The organism is Bradyrhizobium sp. ISRA464 (assembly GCF_029910095.1).
Classification (GTDB): domain Bacteria; phylum Pseudomonadota; class Alphaproteobacteria; order Rhizobiales; family Xanthobacteraceae; genus Bradyrhizobium.
The window spans coordinates 8,201,877-8,215,324 of record NZ_CP094526.1 but is presented as its reverse complement, the minus strand read 5'-3'; the positions used below and the strand labels follow the sequence as shown (position 1 = coordinate 8,215,324).

Here is a 13,448-nt window from a genome sequence, read left to right as displayed (position 1 = left end):
CGACGCATGAACGACGCTGGCGCCCCCTCCCATCAGCCCGACGGCGCAGGCCAACGGAGCCTCGACGGCGGCTTTGACCTCGGCGGCGCGCCCGATGCCGCCAAGCCCTACCGCGTTCTCGCCCGCAAATACCGTCCCTCCAGCTTCGAGGATCTGATCGGCCAGGAGGCGATGGTGCGTACCGTCTCGAATGCATTCGAGACCGGGCGGATTCCGCAGGCCTGGATCCTGACCGGCGTGCGCGGGGTCGGCAAGACCACCACCGCCCGCATCCTTGCCCGTGCGTTGAACTACGAGAAGCCGGACGGCTCGGTGAAGGGGCCGACCATCCACATGCCCGATCTCGGCATCCACTGCCAGGCGATCATGGAAAGCCGGCACATGGACGTGCTGGAGATGGACGCCGCGTCCCATACCGGCGTCGACGATGTGCGCCAGATCAACGACAGCGTGCGCTATGCGCCGGCAAGCGCGCGCTACAAGGTCTACATCATCGACGAAGTCCACATGCTGTCGACCGCGGCCTTCAACGCCTTCCTGAAGACGCTGGAGGAACCGCCGGAGCACGCCAAGTTCGTGTTCGCCACCACCGAAATCCGCAAGGTTCCGATCACGGTGCTGTCGCGCTGCCAGCGCTTCGACTTGCGCCGCGTGGAAGCCGATGTGCTGATGAAGCACCTTGGAAACATTGCGACCAAGGAAGGCGTCGAGGTCGAGCCCGAGGCGCTCGGCATCATCGCCCGCGCCGCGGAAGGCTCGGTACGCGATTCGCTCTCGCTGTTCGACCAGGCGATCGCGCATGCCGCGGGCCAGGTGAAGGCCGATGCGGTCAGGCAGATGCTGGGGCTGGCCGACCGCACCCGTGTCATCGATCTCTTTGATTCGCTGGCGCGCGGCGATATCGCCGGTGCCTTCGCCGAGTTCCGCGCGCAGTACGATGTCGGGGCCGATCCGGTCGTGGTGCTGTCCGACCTTGCCGAGTTCGTCAATTTCGTCACCCGCGTGAAGGTCGTGCCGGCGACCGCCGACAACGTCGCGTTCGGCGAGACGGAGCGCGTGCGCGCGCGTGAATTCGCCGCAAAACTGTCGATGCGGGTGCTGTCACGGATGTGGCAGATGCTGCTCAAGGGCATCACCGAAGTACAAACCGCGACGCGTCCGGCGGCCGCCGCCGAGATGGTGCTGGTGCGGATCGCCTATGTCGCCGACCTGCCGACCCCGGATGAAGCGATCCGGATGATCGAGCAGAATGGCGGTGGCGCCGCGCCTGCGACGTCGGGCGCCTCGGCGCCGTCCCGCGGCGCGTCGACACCGGCGATGTCCGCGATGCCGTCCGCTCCGGTCCGTGCGCCGCAGGCCGCGCCGCGCGCCGATTTGGCTGCGCGTCCGCAGATGGCCGCGCCGGCTACTGACGCCGCGCCGGTGCTGCGGATTGCGAGCTTTCCGCAACTGATTGCGCTCGCCGGCGAGAAGCGCGACCTCATGACCAAGAGCGCGCTGGAAGCCGACGTGCGGCTGGTCCGCATCGAGGACGGACAGCTCGAGATCGCGCTCGAGCCGAAGGCCTCGCGCGGCCTCGTCACCGATCTCTCGCGCAAGCTCGAACTGTGGACCGGGCGGCGCTGGACCGTGATCATCTCCAACGAGGCGGGCCAGCCCACCGTGCGCTCGCAGAACGAGCTGGCGCGGAGCGAGCACCAGCGCGCCGCCGAGGCCGATCCGCGCGTGCAGGAGGTGCTGGCGCGCTTCCCCGGCACGCGGGTGGTCGAGGTGCGTCGCCTCGCCGCCGAGCCGCCGGCGTCGGATATGACAGAGGATCCGATTGAAACTTCCGACAGCGACGACGATTGATCTGATGACAGGGTGCACGCATGGCTGATTTCCTTGGCATGATGAAACAGGCAGCGCAGCTGCAATCCAAGATGCAGGCGATGCAGGAAGAGCTCGGCAATGTCGAGGTCGAGGGCATTTCCGGCGGCGGTCTGGTCGCGGTGCGCATGACCGCGAAGATGGAAGTGAAGGGCGTCAAGATCGATCCCTCGCTGATGAAGCCGGAGGAGCGCGAGGTGCTCGAGGACCTGCTCGTCACCGCGCATGGCGATGCCCGCCGCAAGGCGGAGGCCGCGATGCAGGAGAAGATGGCGGCGCTGACCGGCGGGCTCGGCCTGCCGCCGGGACTTGGTCTCACCTAAATGGCTGCAAGCGTCGCCGGCCCCGAGATTGAGCGCCTGATCCAGTTGCTGGCGCGGTTGCCCGGGCTTGGCCCGCGCTCGGCGCGGCGCGCCGCGCTGCATCTGATCAAGAAGCGCGAAGCGCTGATGACGCCGCTCACCGCGGCCCTGCAGGTTGCGATCGACAAGATCCAGGTCTGCAAGACCTGCGGAAACATCGATACACAAAACCCCTGCACGGTGTGCATCGATCCGCGCCGTGATCCCTCGATCATCGTTGTGGTCGCCGATGTCGCCGATCTCTGGGCGCTGGAACGGGCGAATGCGACCAACGGTCGCTATCACGTGCTGGGCGCGACGCTGTCGCCGCTCGACGGCGTCGGCCCGCAGGACCTCACCATCGATCAGCTGGTGGCCCGCGCACACGCGCCTGAGGTCAGCGAGATCATCCTGGCGCTCAACGCAACCGTCGATGGTCAGACCACCGCGCATTACATCACCGACCTTCTGACGGAAGCCAATGTTCGGGTGACGCGGCTGGCGCATGGTGTGCCGGTCGGCGGCGAGCTTGATTACCTCGATGAAGGTACGCTATCCGCAGCCATGCGGCAGCGGACGCTGTTCTAGATCGCGATCCAACCAGCGGGGTGCCGCGGCATCACCATGCGATCAGCGCAGTTGGAAAAGATCGCGCTGAAACAACATGATAGGGTTGGATGACGATTCGGGGACGGTCATTCACGCTCTGACGAATCAGATACGGAACCATTGGAAATGACGACACACCGATTCGGCGTACGCTTGGGCTTTGCGCTTCTGGCTGCGTTGTTGCTCGGGCCCTGCGCCGGGGCGCAGCGGAACGACGCGCCGCAGAAGCCCGGCAAGCTGATCAGGGCCGGTGACGTGCTGTCGGGGGAACTCAACGCCATGCGCGTGCGCGACGCCAAGAGGGGCGGCAAGCGCGTCGCGACCTACCAGATCACCAGCGAGCCGCGCCGTCTGCCGCCGCCGAACGGTCTCTGCAACCTCGAGACCGGACCGGAGACGTTCCAATTGGTCACGACCAGCGAGGCCCAGGCCGCGCAGCTCAGGAGTCTCACCGGCAAGGAAATCTCGGTGAAGGTCGATGAGATCGCCTGCGCCCAGGACGCTGGCCAGATGAGCGAAGCCATCGTCACGAAATGGAGCGTGGTGACGAAGTAGCCGTTGCCGGTAGTCGCCCGTAGCCCGGATGGAGCGCAGCGAAATCCGGGACAGCTTTGCAAGCTGAGAGACTTCCCCGGATTGCGCTCCGCTCCGTCCGGGCTACGGTTGACTTCGCGGGTGATGACAAGTCAGGCGCTAAACCCTCACCGGTCCCAGCTCCTCAAAATGACCGCGTCGCTGCAGCCAGGCGAGCAGGAGCAGGCTCGGGATAGCGACCAGCACGCAGATCACGAAGAACACCGGCCAGCCCACGGCCTTTGCCACGTAACCGGCGCCCGACGACAGATAGGTGCGGCCGACCGCGGCCAGCGCGGTCAGCAGGGCATACTGGGTTGCGGTGTGTAGTGGATTGCGGCACAGCGCCGACAGATAGGCGACGAAGATCACGGTGCCGATGGCGCTGGTGAAGTTCTCGGCCGTGATCGCGAGCGCTAGCGCCCACTGATTGACGCCGACGTGTGCGAGCCAGGAGAAGGCGAGATTGGCGATGGCCTGCAGCACGCCGCCGATCCATAGGCTGGTCGCGAGCGAATAGCGCCGCGCGACGAAGCCGCCGGCAAAGCCGCCGATCAGTGTTGCGGCAAGCCCGACGCCCTTCACGATCGCCGCATAGTCAACCTTGGAGAAGCCGATATCGATCACGAACGGCGCCGTCATGGTGCCAGAAAACGCGTCGGTGAATTTGAACAGCACCACGAAGGCCAGCGCCGCTAAGGCGTCCTTGCGGTTGAGAAATTCGGAGAATGCGCCAAGCGCCGCGTGGAGCACACGTTCGACAGCATTCTGCGCATGCGTCGCCGCTTCGGCGTTCTTGGATTGCGTGGGCTCGGTCGCGGCCAGCGCGGTGATGGTGCCGATCAGGATCAGCGCGGCCATCACCACATAGCCCCACATCCAGGCCGACGGGCGTGCGAGTCCGGCGGATTCAAAGCCGCTGACGATGAACAGCGCGCCGGCTGTCGAGACCAGCATGCCGACCCGGTAGGCCGCGACATAGGATGCCATGCCGGCGGCTTGCTCGGGTTCAGGCAGGCTCTCGACGCGGAACGCGTCGACCACGATGTCCTGTGTCGACGAGGCGGTCGCGACGAGGAGTGCGGCAAAGGCCGCAAACCACGGCGATCGCGCCGGATCGGCCATCGCCAGCACGAGGATCGCGGCGATCAGCAGCAGCTGCGAGAACACCAGCCAACCACGGCGGCGCCCGAAGAGCTGCGTGAACAGCGGGATATGCAGCGCATCGACCAGGGGCGCCCAGAGGAACTTCAGCGTGTAGGGCGTGCCGATCAGCGCGAGCAGCCCGATGGTGCCGAGATCGACGCCGGCCTCCTTCATCCATACCTGCAACGTCGAGCCCGACAGCGCCAGCGGCAGGCCCGAGGAGAAGCCGAGCAGCATCACGATCAGCACGCGCGGCTGCAAGTACACGGCAAGACTGTCGCGCCAGGAGACGGGGGCGGATGCAGCTTTTTCCGGCGAGGGGGCGGTCGCTTCGGGTGCGGTCATCTATCCCATCGTGAGGTCATCGTCCGCGAAGGCGGACGATCCAGTACTCCGTGACGATTCGTCCAGCCACCTTCGTCCCGGCGTACTGGATGCCCCGCCTTCGCGGGGCATGACGCACAATTAGACACCTGCAATTCCCGGATACAAGTCTTCCCAGTTTGGATTGCGCTCTTCGATCAAACGGACCTTCCAGGCTCGATTCCATTTCTTCAATCGTTTCTCGCGCCGAATCGCGTTCTCTGGATCATCGAACTCGAAGTAAACAAGCTTCACCACATCATATTTCTCAGTATAGCTCTTGATGAGCTTCAGTCTGTGCTCCCCAACTCGCCGAACGAGATCATTTGTCACACCGATGTAGAGCGTGCCGCCGATGCGGCTGGCGAGGATGTAGACATAGAAGCTGCGTAATCCCATCTGCCGCCTCTGGGATACTGGGTCGCCCGGTCAAGCCGGGCGATGACAGCGATTATGTGGCGAAATCAGCGCCTAATACTACTCCCCCGCCTGCAGCTTGCGCGGGGCGGGGAACAGCTCGGGCGTCGCGCCCTTGACGAAGCGGGGGACCTCGATCGGGGTCTCCGACTTGCTGAAATCCAGTTCCTCGATGCGGCCGGCCCGCTTCTCGATCTTGTCGGCGGAGATCAGGATCTGCCTGACGTCCTCGTTCACCTGGCCGAAGTGATTTTGCAGCTTCACGACGCGCTCGCGCAGGCGCGCCAGATCGTCGCCGAGATGCATCACCTCGTTGCGGATCTGGTCGGCGGCGTCGCGGATCCGCGCGTCCTTCAGGATCTGCTGCATCACCTGGATCGCCAGCATCAATAGCGAGGGCGACACCAGCACGACACGGGCGCGATAGGCCTTCTGGATCACATCGTCGAAGCCGTCATGGATCTCGGCATAGACCGATTCCGACGGCACGAACATCAGCGCGGTGTCCTGGGTCTCGCCGGGGATCAGGTATTTTTCCGCGATGTCGCTGACGTGCTTCAGCACGTCGCTGCGCAGCCGCTGGCTGGCGAATTTGCGCTCCTCGTCGCTGCGGGCGTCGTGCAGCGCGGTCATCGCCTCCAGCGGGAACTTCGCGTCGATGCAGAGCGGCCGCTGGTCGGGCAGGAACACCACGCAATCCGGCCGCTTGCCCGTGGTCAGCGTGTACTGGAACTCGTAGGAACCCTTCGCCATGCCGTCCTGGACGATCGCCTCCATCCGCGCCTGGCCGAAGGCGCCGCGCGACTGCTTGTTGGCGAGCACGTCGCGCAGCGTCGTCACCTGGGTGGTGAGCTCGTTGAGGTTCTTGTGGGCATGGTCGATGATGCCGAGCCGCTCGTGCAGCACGCGCAGGCTGTCCATCGTGTTGCGCGTCGATTGTTCCATCGACTGGCCGACCCGGTGGGTGACCGAATCCAGCCGCTCGTTGACGGCGCGCGCCATCTCGGCCTGGCGGCCGGCCAGCGCCTGGGCCATGGCGTCGACCCGCCCGGAGGCCTCGCTCTGGGTGCGCAGCATGTCGGCCAGCCGTTCCTCCAGCTCGTCGGCGCGGATGGTCTGCGCCATCGCGAGTTCCGCGCCGCGCCGGCTGGCCCGCGCGATCACCAGGGCAATGCTCAGCAACAGGAGCAATGCCAGCACGCCAAGGGCGATCAGCGCGTCGGAGACGCGGACGTGCAGGTCACCGATGGTCAGGAGGATCTCGTTCATGCCGGCCGTTGTAGCCGATTCGCTGCCTGACGCGAACGAAGAGGGAACATTTATGGTTAATTCTTCGTTGATTTTCTTGGTTAACGCGAGTTGAAGAAAGGTGGTTAAGGCTGCCTTAACCGGTTCCGGAGCGCATTGACCCCCGCAGGTCAGCGGCTTAAATCGCGCGCATGGCTATCAGAGAAATCATCATTCTGCCGGACAAGCAGTTGCGGCTGGTGTCGAAACCTGTCGAGAAGGTGACGCCGGAGATCCGCAAGCTCGCCGACGACATGTTCGAGACCATGTATGACGCACCCGGCATCGGACTGGCGGCGATCCAGGTCGCACAGCCGCTCCGGCTGATCACCATGGACCTCGCCAAGCGCGACGAGAACGGCGAGACGACGCCGAAGCCGCGCGTCTTCATCAATCCGGAGATCATCGCACGCTCGGAGGAGCTCTCGGTCTACGAAGAGGGCTGCTTGTCGATCCCTGAATATTACGAGGAGGTCGAGCGTCCCGCGCGCGTGCGCGTCCGCTTCCTGGATCTCGATGGCAAGGTGCACGAGGAGGACGCCGAAGGCCTCTACGCCACCTGCATCCAGCACGAGATCGACCACCTCAACGGCGTGCTGTTCGTCGACTACCTGTCGAAGCTCAAGCGCGACCGCGTGCTGAAGAAGTTTGCCAAGGCCGCCAAGCGCGTGGCGGAGTAGATCATATCGCTGTCTTGGACACGTCATGGCCGGGCTTGACCCGGCCATCCACGTCTTGTTTCGCTATTCGCCGAAAACGTGGATGCCCGAGCCAAGCCCGGGCATGACGGAGAACCCCAACCCCGAGCCCTGCTGCATGCCTCTCCGCCTGATCTTCATGGGCACGCCCGATTTCGCGGTGCCGACGCTGCTGGAGCTGGTCGCGCACGGCCATGAGGTCGTGGCCGTCTATACTCGCGCGCCGAAGCCGGGCGGACGCCGCGGCCTGCAATTGCAGCCGACGCCGGTCGAGCGCGAGGCGCGGCGGCTCGGCATTCCCGTTCTGACGCCAAAGACGTTGAAGACGCCGGACGCGCTCGGGGAATTCCGCGCGCATGATGCGGATGCCGCCGTCGTGGTGGCCTATGGCATGATCCTGCCGCAGGCAATTCTCGACGCGCCGAAACTGGGTTGCTTCAACCTGCATGCCTCGCTGCTGCCGCGCTGGCGCGGCGCCGCCCCGATCAACCGCGCCATCATGGCGGGCGATGCCGAGAGCGGCGTGATGGTGATGAAAATGGATGTCGGGCTCGACACCGGCGATGTCGCGATGGTCGAGCGGCTCGCAATCTCGGACAGCATGACGGCATCCGACCTCCACGATGCGTTGGCGCCGCTCGGCGCCGACCTGATGGTGCGCGCGATGGGCGGACTGGAGCGCGGCGGTTTGCGGCTGACGAAGCAGAGCGAGGATGGCGTCACCTACGCCGCCAAGATCGAGAAGGCCGAGGCGAAGATCGACTGGAGCAAGCCGGCGCACGCGGTGCTGCGGCACATTCACGGGCTTTCGCCGTTCCCCGGTGCCTGGTGCGAGCTCGCAGGCGACGGCGAGCCGGTGCGCTTGAAAATCCTGCGCTGCGAGCTGGCCAGGGGCTCAGGCGCGCCCGGTGACGTGCTCGACGACAACCTTGCGATCGCCAGTGGCGGCGGCGCGATCCGAATTCTCGAGCTGCAGCGCGCCGGCAAGGCGCCGATGAAGGCCGCGGATTTCCTGCGCGGCACGCCGCTGAAACCGCCTGCGCGGCTCGCCTAGCACTGTCATACCCCGCGCAGGCGGGGTATCCAGTACGCCGCGGCCTCGAAGTCGAACTGGGACATCACGGAGTACTGGATCGTCCGCCCCAGTGCGCAATTGCGCACAAGGCGGACGATGACATCGGAACAAATGCCCCGCTACAAGCTCACCATCGAATATGACGGCACGCCGTTCTCCGGCTGGCAGATCCAGGAGACCGCGCCGACCGTGCAGGGCGCGCTGGAAACGGCGGTCAAGGCGATCTGCGGCGAAGACGTCCGCGTCCATGGCGCCGGCCGCACCGATGCCGGCGTGCATGCGCGCGGCCAGGTCGCGCATTGCGACATCGCCAAGAGCTTTCCGCCGGGTCGTTTGCGCGACGGGCTGAACGCGCATCTGCGCCCGCATCCGATTGCGATCCTTGCGGCCGACATCGTGCCTGACGATTTCGAGGCGCGCTTCTCGGCAACGAAGCGGCATTATCTCTATCGCATCGTCAACACCCGCGCGAACCTCGCGCTCGACATCGGGCGCGTCTGGCGTGTGCCGCGTGCGCTCGACGCTGTGGCCATGCACACGGCCGCGCAGCGGCTGCTCGGCAAGCACGATTTCACCACCTTCCGCGACACCGAGTGTCAGGCCAGATCGCCGGAGAAGACGCTCGATCAGCTCGACGTCACGCGCGACGGCGATGCCGTGAACATCGTGACCTCGGCGCGCTCGTTCCTGCACAGCCAGGTGCGCTCGATGGTGGGATCGCTGGTCTGGGTCGGCGAGGGCCGCTGGAGCGCGGATGATCTTTCCACAGCGCTCGCCGCCAGGGATCGTGCCGCCTGCGGCCCGGTCGCGCCGCCGCAGGGACTGTATCTGGTGCGGGTTGATTACTAGTGGCCCCAACCCCTACTGTGCATGGGGTTGTTTTCGATGTTTTTGTCCAGCCGAGCGGCTGGATTACGCAAAATATCTGTCCAACACGCCCCGATATATCCGCGTCAGCTTCTCCAGGTCGGCCACCGGCGTGCGCTCGTCGATCTGGTGCATGGTCTGGCCGACCAGGCCGAATTCGATCACCGGGCAGTAGCTCGAGATGAAGCGCGCGTCCGAAGTGCCGCCCGAAGTGGAGAGCTCCGGCTTGCGGCCGGTGATCTCCTCGATCGCGGCGACGGCGAGATCGGTGAACGAGCCGGGCTGGGTGACGAACACGTTGGAGTTCGACGGCATCCATTCGATGCGGGCGCGGATGCGATTGCCGCAGGCCTTTGCCAGGCGTTCGTCGACCAGCCGGCGCAGGCTCTCCTGGGTGTGATTGTCGTTGTAGCGGATGTTGAACTTTGCGCGGGCCTGGCCGGGGATCACGTTGCTCGCGCTGTTGCCGACGTCGACGGAGGTGAATTCGAGGTTGCTCGCCTGGAATTGCGCGCTGCCGTGGTCGAGCGGCTCGTCGCTCAGCGCCACGATCAGCCGCGAAATGTCCGGCACCGGGTTCGAGGCGCGGTGCGGGTAGGCGACATGGCCCTGCACGCCATCGACAACAAGCGTGCCGGATTGCGAGCCGCGGCGGCCGATCTTGATCATGTCGCCGAGCACCTCGACATTCGACGGCTCGCCGAGCACGCAGTGGTCGAACGTCTCGCCGCGTTCGGCGCACCATTTCAGAAGCTTGACCGTGCCGTTGATCGAGACGTCTTCCTCGTCGCCGGTGATCAGGAACGAGATCGAGCCGTTGCCGTTTTCTTGCGGCTTGCCGCCATGGTCCTTTAGATATTGCAGCACCGCAGCGACGCTGCAGGCGATGCCGCCCTTCATGTCGACCGCGCCGCGGCCGTAGAGATAGCCGTCCTTCACCTCGCCGGAGAACGCGCCGACCGTCCACGCGGATTCATCTCCCGGCGGCACCACGTCGGTGTGGCCGGCGAAGGTGATATGCGGCGCCGCGCTGCCGATGCGGGCATAGAGATTGTCGATGTCGGCGGTGCCGGGCTCGGAGAAGGTCACGCGATGGACCTCGAAACCTGCGGCCTTCAGCAGATTTTCGAGCACGCCGAGCGCGCCGGCATCGGCCGGGGTGACGGAGGGGCAACGAACGAGATCGCGGGTGATGGAGACGGCATCGGTCATGCCTCCCGCTTAACACGTCACACCGCGGGTGGGCCAGCCTTGTGAGAGGGCCCCTTGCGCGGCCCCCTCGGCATGACGGTGATGGAAAGGCCGGCTGCGCGTCTCAGTCCCGCAGCAGCTCGTTGATGCTGGTCTTGGCGCGGGTGCGCTCGTCGACGCGCTTGACGATGACCGCACAGGCAGTGGCCGGACCGGGCTGGCCGTTCTTGAGCGGCTTGGCCGGCAGCGTGCCGGGCACCACGACCGAATATTCCGGGACCTCGCCGAGGAAGACCTCGCCGGTCTCGCGATCGACGATCTTGGTGGAGGCGCCGAGGAAGACGCCCATCGCCAGCACCGCGCCCTTGCGCACGATCACGCCCTCGGCGACTTCCGAGCGAGCGCCGATGAAGCAATCGTCCTCAACGATCACGGGCTCAGCCTGCAGCGGCTCGAGCACGCCGCCGATGCCGACGCCGCCGGAGATGTGCACGCGCTTGCCGATCTGGGCGCAGGAGCCGACGGTCGACCAGGTGTCGATCATGGTGGATTCATCGACATAGGCGCCGAGATTGACGAAGGAGGGCATCAGCACGACGTTGCGCGCGATGAAGGCCGAGCGGCGGACGATCGCGCCCGGCACCGCGCGGAAGCCGGCGTCGCGGAAACGGTTCTCGCCCCAGCCCTCGAACTTCGAGGGCACCTTGTCCCACCACGACGCCTTGCCCGGGCCGCCGGGGATCTGGCCCATGTCGTTGAGGCGGAACGAGAGCAGCACCGCCTTCTTCAGCCACTGATTGACCTTCCACTTGCCGTTGGTCTCCCGCTCGGCGACGCGGGCCTCGCCCTTGTCGAGCAGCTCCAGTGCGTGATCCACGGCGTCGCGGACCTCACCCTTGGTCGAGGTCGAAATGCCTTCGCGGGCGTCGAACGCGGCGTTGACGGTGGATTCGAGGGCGGACAGCGACATCGGGACAATCCTTGGGCGTACGGGGATTATGACGGGAATTTGCAGGGCTTTTTCGGAATTTGGGGCCGCGGAGTCAAGGCAAAGTCGGCCATGTAGCCCAGATGGTGCGCAGCGCAATCCGGGGGCGAAAGCGATAAGGTGTCCCGGATTACGCTTCGCTCCATCCGGGTTACGGTTTCAGCGCGTTCAGCTCAGCCGCTGCAAGAAGCCAGTCAAATCGTCGGTGACATGATCGACATAGGCGGCGTCGCGGCCCTCCAGCTCCCAGGTTTCGCGCACCACCTCCCGGCTGCCGTCGGGCACCACCAGCACGGTGGTCATGCCGAGCTCGTGCGGCACCACGAGGTTGCGCGCGAGGTCCTCGAACATCGCGGCCTTGGTGGGATCGACGTCATGAAGTTTCAGGAACTTCTGGTAGGTCTGCGGCGCGGGCTTCGGCTCGAGATCCGCGGCGATGATGTCGAATACGCCCTCGAAATGGTGACCGATACCGAGCCGGTCGAGCACCGCATCGACGTGATCGGTGGAGCCGTTGGTCAGGATCAGCTTGCGCCCGGGCAGCCTCGCGATCGCCGCCCCCATCGCCGGGTTCGGTTCGAGCGGTGAGTGGTCGATCTTGTGCACATAGGCGAGAAAATCGTCGGCGCGCACGCCGTGCTCGGTCATCATGCCACGCATGGTGGTGCCGTAGCGCAGGTAGTAGTCCTTCTGAATCCGCCGCGCCTCCTCCGGCGTCACGCCCAGCCAGTTGCCGACGAACTCGCCGATCCGCGCATCGACCTGCTGCCACAGGTTGACGTGGTGCGGGTACAGCGTGTTGTCGAGATCGAACACCCAGGTGTCGATGTGCGAGAAGGTGCGGGGAGTTTTCATGGCATTCTCTCGGCCGTCATGCCCGCGTATGCGGGCATCCAGTACGCCGCGGCCTGCGAGAGAAACGCTGATGTCACGGCGTGCTGGATCACCCGCCTTCGCGGGTGATGACCAGTTGGGGTGGGGTAACATTTGGACCGCATCACGGCATCGCAAAGCGCAGCGTCTTGCCGCCGCTGGTCATGTCGACCGGCGCGAAGCCGATCGCAGTGAGGCCGCGGTTGGCGCAGTCGCCCTGGTCGTTGACCTCGAACTTGCTGTCACGGGTGCAGAGCTCCTTCGTGCCGCCCCAGTTCAGCGGCTTGTCCTTGATGCGGATAGTGCGGTTGTCGGTGTCGACGGCCTCGGCGAAGGAGTAGATCTGTTTCGGCGTGCCGGACACGTCGGGATGCAGGCACTTGCCGGGATCGATGCGATACCAGCCGCGGCTGGTCACCGCCTTGCCGTCATCGGTCGCAACTGCGGCCATCACCTTGTGCGGCGTGTCGTTGCACCAGGTCAGCCCCGATGGCGACGGCTTCTGCACGGCGTCGATCATGGTGGCAAAGAAGTTCGGCGACTGCACCACGTCGCTTGCGAGCCCGCGACTCCTGAGGAATGCGGACAGCGCGGCCTGTGTCTTCGGGCCGTCGACGCCGTCGATCGGCGCAGCGTCGTAGCCCGCGATCACCAGCAGGCGCTGGATGCCGGCGAGCCGCGCCTGCTGGTCGTCATATTCGCTGTCCTCGGCGAGGTAGGCGACGAGGTTGCCGTCATCGGTCTGCGTCGGCCTGATCTGGGTGAACTGCGCGGGCGTCTGGCCCGAACGGCACTGGCGCGCGGCCGCGATCACGAAATTGTCCTGCGCGACGCAGAGCGTATCGGTGCCGTTCTGCGGGACCGGCGAGGCGCCGTAGACGCCGAGCGCGCGGGCATTGAGCAACACGCGGTCGGCGGTGAGCGCACCCTGCACCACGACGCGGCAGGTCGCGGGATCGATGCGGAACCAGCCCCGGGTCGCGGTCGCGGCCTTGTCGTCGATGCCGATTGCGGCCTCGATCACATAGCTCATGCGGTTGCACAGTTTCAGGTCGGCATGCGCCGGCGCCGACGAGAACAGCAGCGAAACGATCGCGGCCGGGAGCGACATCATGAGCCGCACGAGCGGGGATCGCCGCTGCGACCGCGTC

14 protein-coding genes are annotated in these 13,448 nt (G+C 65.6%); 7 read left to right on the top strand and 7 right to left on the bottom strand.

Annotated elements, in window-relative coordinates; all coding sequences use genetic code 11:
• The first annotated feature begins 6 nt into the window (after positions 1–6).
• The 4 genes from MTX19_RS38100 to MTX19_RS38085 all read left to right on the top strand — a co-directional run bounded on the left by MTX19_RS38100 (position 7) and on the right by MTX19_RS38085 (position 3,374).
• Positions 7–1,851, top strand: a complete 1,845-nt coding sequence (locus MTX19_RS38100) for a DNA polymerase III subunit gamma/tau (RefSeq protein WP_280975210.1) — start codon at positions 7–9, stop codon at positions 1,849–1,851.
• Positions 1,852–1,871: 20 nt separating this feature from the next.
• A complete protein-coding gene (locus tag MTX19_RS38095) occupies positions 1,872–2,192 on the top strand; it encodes a YbaB/EbfC family nucleoid-associated protein (protein ID WP_280975211.1) in 321 nt (106 codons plus the stop codon).
• Positions 2,193–2,798: a recombination mediator RecR gene (gene recR, locus MTX19_RS38090; RefSeq protein ID WP_280981753.1), complete on the top strand. Its 606-nt coding sequence runs from the start codon at positions 2,193–2,195 to the stop codon at positions 2,796–2,798.
• Positions 2,799–2,945: 147 nt separating this feature from the next.
• Positions 2,946–3,374: a hypothetical protein gene (locus tag MTX19_RS38085; protein WP_280981752.1), complete on the top strand. Its 429-nt coding sequence runs from the start codon at positions 2,946–2,948 to the stop codon at positions 3,372–3,374.
• A 138-nt stretch (positions 3,375–3,512) separates the two neighbouring features.
• On the opposite strand, the gene MTX19_RS38080 is transcribed toward MTX19_RS38085, so the two are convergent.
• From MTX19_RS38080 to rmuC, 3 genes are all read right to left on the bottom strand, one after another.
• Entirely contained in the window at positions 3,513–4,883 is a 1,371-nt protein-coding gene (locus MTX19_RS38080; protein WP_280981751.1) for an MFS transporter, read from the bottom strand.
• Positions 4,884–5,003: 120 nt separating this feature from the next.
• On the bottom strand, positions 5,004–5,300 hold the full coding sequence (locus tag MTX19_RS38075) for a GIY-YIG nuclease family protein (protein WP_280981750.1): 297 nt from the start codon (positions 5,298–5,300) through the stop codon (positions 5,004–5,006).
• Between the two features lie 78 nt (positions 5,301–5,378).
• Positions 5,379–6,587: a DNA recombination protein RmuC gene (gene rmuC, locus MTX19_RS38070; RefSeq protein WP_280981749.1), complete on the bottom strand. Its 1,209-nt coding sequence runs from the start codon at positions 6,585–6,587 to the stop codon at positions 5,379–5,381.
• A gap of 170 nt (positions 6,588–6,757) precedes the next feature.
• Between rmuC and def the strand changes: the two genes are divergently transcribed.
• The 3 genes from def (at position 6,758) to truA (ending at position 9,227) form a co-directional block, all read left to right on the top strand.
• Entirely contained in the window at positions 6,758–7,285 is a 528-nt protein-coding gene (def, locus tag MTX19_RS38065) for a peptide deformylase (protein ID WP_280981748.1), read from the top strand.
• Positions 7,286–7,421: 136 nt separating this feature from the next.
• Positions 7,422–8,357 (top strand): methionyl-tRNA formyltransferase, encoded by a 936-nt coding sequence (gene fmt, locus MTX19_RS38060; protein WP_280984632.1) that lies wholly within the window; start codon positions 7,422–7,424, stop codon positions 8,355–8,357.
• Positions 8,358–8,489: 132 nt separating this feature from the next.
• On the top strand, positions 8,490–9,227 hold the full coding sequence (gene truA, locus MTX19_RS38055) for a tRNA pseudouridine(38-40) synthase TruA (protein WP_280984631.1): 738 nt from the start codon (positions 8,490–8,492) through the stop codon (positions 9,225–9,227).
• Between the two features lie 63 nt (positions 9,228–9,290).
• Here the strand turns inward: truA and dapE are convergent, their stop codons facing one another.
• The 4 genes from dapE to MTX19_RS38035 form a co-directional block, all read right to left on the bottom strand.
• Complete coding sequence (gene dapE, locus MTX19_RS38050) at positions 9,291–10,457, bottom strand: succinyl-diaminopimelate desuccinylase (protein ID WP_280981747.1); 1,167 nt, start codon at positions 10,455–10,457, stop codon at positions 9,291–9,293.
• A gap of 103 nt (positions 10,458–10,560) precedes the next feature.
• Positions 10,561–11,406, bottom strand: coding sequence for a 2,3,4,5-tetrahydropyridine-2,6-dicarboxylate N-succinyltransferase (gene dapD / locus MTX19_RS38045; protein WP_280981746.1), 846 nt, complete (start codon positions 11,404–11,406; stop codon positions 10,561–10,563).
• 186 nt (positions 11,407–11,592) lie between these two features.
• A complete protein-coding gene (locus MTX19_RS38040; protein WP_280981745.1) occupies positions 11,593–12,279 on the bottom strand; it encodes a pyrimidine 5'-nucleotidase in 687 nt (228 codons plus the stop codon).
• 142 nt (positions 12,280–12,421) lie between these two features.
• Entirely contained in the window at positions 12,422–13,408 is a 987-nt protein-coding gene (locus tag MTX19_RS38035) for a DUF1036 domain-containing protein (protein ID WP_348638304.1), read from the bottom strand.
• Positions 13,409–13,448: the final 40 nt, after the last annotated feature.